Below are 2,500 nucleotides of genomic sequence, written 5' to 3'. Positions count from 1 at the left end.
TTGTGTTTAGGGGTGAAAGGCCAATCAAGCCGGGAAATAGCTGGTTCTCCGCGAAAACTATTTAGGTAGTGCCTCGGATGAATACCGCAGGGGGTAGAGCACTGGATGGGCTAGGGGGTCGCGAGATCTACCAAACCTAACCAAACTCCGAATACCTGCGAGTAATATCCGGGAGACAGACGGCGGGTGCTAAGGTCCGTCGTCAAAAGGGAAACAGCCCTGACCTACAGCTAAGGTCCCCAAGTCGTGTCTAAGTGGGAAAGCATGTGAAACTTCCAAAACAACCAGGAGGTTGGCTTAGAAGCAGCCATCCTTTAAAGAAAGCGTAACAGCTCACTGGTCTAAACAAGAGGTTTTGCGGCGAAGATGTAACGGGGCTCAAGACACGCACCGAAGCTTAGGGTTCATCGCAAGATGAGCGGTAGCGGAGCGTTCCGTAAGCCTGTGAAGGGATCTGGTAATGGGTCCTGGAGGTATCGGAAGTGCGAATGCAGACATGAGTAGCGATAAAGAGGGTGAGATGCCCTCTCGCCGAAAGACCAAGGGTTCCTGCGCAAGGCTAATCCGCGCAGGGTGAGCCGGCCCCTAAGACGAGCCCGAAGGGGGTAGTCGATGGGAACCACGTTAATATTCGTGGGCCTGGTGGTGTGTGACGGATCTCGTGAGTTGTTCGCCCTTATTGGATTGGGCGGGCTTCGAAGAGGTTCCAGGAAATAGCCCCACCGTATAGACCGTACCCGAAACCGACACAGGTGGTCAGGTAGAGTATACCAAGGCGCTTGAGAGAAGTGTCCTGAAGGAACTCGGCAAATTGCCTCCGTACCTTCGGAAGAAGGAGGCCCTCACTATGCGCAAGCACTTTGAGGGGGCACAGGCCAGGGGGTAGCGACTGTTTAGCAAAAACACAGGGCTCTGCTAAGTCGGCTTCAAGACGACGTATAGGGCCTGACGCCTGCCCGGTGCCTGAAGGTTAAGTGGAGTGGTGCAAGCTGCGAAATGAAGCCCAGGTAAACGGCGGCCGTAACTATAACGGTCCTAAGGTAGCGAAATTCCTTGTCGGGTAAGTTCCGACCTGCACGAATGGCGTAACGACTTCCCCACTGTCTCCAGGACATGCTCAGCGAAATTGAATTCTCCGTGAAGATGCGGAGTACCCGCGGTTAGACGGAAAGACCCCGTGCACCTTTACTGCAGCTTCAGAGTGGCATTAGGAAAGAACTGTGTAGCATAGGTGGGAGGCTTTGAAGCGACGGCGCCAGCTGTCGTGGAGCCATAGGTGAAATACCACCCTGTTGTTTTCTGATGTCTAACCTCGATCCATGAAACTGGATCAGGGACCCTCTGTGGCGGGTAGTTTGACTGGGGCGGTCGCCTCCTAAAGAGTAACGGAGGCGCGCGAAGGTTGGCTCAGGACGGTTGGAAACCGTCTGTTAGAGTGCAATGGCATAAGCCAGCCTGACTGCGAGACTGACAAGTCGAGCAGAGACGAAAGTCGGTCATAGTGATCCGGTGGTCCCTCGTGGAAGGGCCATCGCTCAACGGATAAAAGGTACGCCGGGGATAACAGGCTGATAACCCCCAAGAGCTCATATCGACGGGGTTGTTTGGCACCTCGATGTCGGCTCATCACATCCTGGGGCTGGAGCAGGTCCCAAGGGTTTGGCTGTTCGCCAATTAAAGTGGTACGTGAGCTGGGTTCAGAACGTCGCGAGACAGTTTGGTCCCTATCTGCCGTGGGCGTCGAAATTTGAGAGGAGTTGACCCTAGTACGAGAGGACCGGGTTGAACATACCTCTGGTGTACCTGTCGTTCCGCCAGGAGCGCAGCAGGGTAGCTATGTATGGACGGGATAACCGCTGAAAGCATCTAAGCGGGAAGCCTCCCTCGAGATAAGATTTCATAGAGCCGTCGGAGACCACGACGTTGATAGATCGGATGTAGAAGTGCGGTAACGCATGGAGCTAACCGATACTAATTGCTCTATTTGCGCTTGAGAGTCCCACCATCAACGACAATCCTGGGAAACCAGCACCGTCGTTCATGTTGTGGATGATCGAACTGCAACGCCTAATAAACAACGACACCTGAATTCAGGCAAAGCGTGCATCGATTTAAGAACCGTTTTTCGAGACAGATCCTCTTTGGGGGATCTGCCCCCAGGCAGGAAACTGCCTGGGAGCTGTCTCACCGGCCTCATTGCTTGGTGGCTATAGCGTCAGTGCCCCACCCGATCCCATCCCGAACTCGGCCGTGAAACCTGACTGCGCCGATGGTACTATTGCTCAAGCAATGGAAGAGTAGGTCGTCGCCAGGCATTGAAGCCGGTGAAACAGCACAACGAAAAAACGGAACTATCAGAACCCATTCACATGTCCTTCCCTCCCGCCCAACAAGCCGGAGGCAAGAACCTTGGCGCGGGGTGGAGCAGCCCGGTAGCTCGTCAGGCTCATAACCTGAAGGTCACAGGTTCAAATCCTGTCCCCGCAACCAACGTCAAACC

At 54.4% G+C, this 2,500-nt stretch carries 1 tRNA gene and 2 rRNA genes (1 of these 3 cut by a window edge); all 3 read left to right on the top strand.

What is annotated here, in order from left to right:
- A 23S ribosomal RNA gene (locus AC1RT8_RS24640) occupies positions 1–1,995 on the top strand (it extends 802 nt beyond the left edge of the window).
- A gap of 204 nt (positions 1,996–2,199) precedes the next feature.
- Positions 2,200–2,314: ribosomal RNA gene (gene rrf, locus AC1RT8_RS24635) — 5S ribosomal RNA — on the top strand.
- A 99-nt stretch (positions 2,315–2,413) separates the two neighbouring features.
- Positions 2,414–2,490, top strand: a tRNA-Met gene (locus AC1RT8_RS24630).
- Positions 2,491–2,500 lie beyond the last annotated feature (10 nt).

Source organism: Sphingomonas sp. GW821-FHT10F11, from assembly GCF_058809095.1.
The sequence above is the reverse complement of the archived record's forward strand: the minus strand, read 5'-3'. Positions and strand labels throughout refer to the sequence as shown.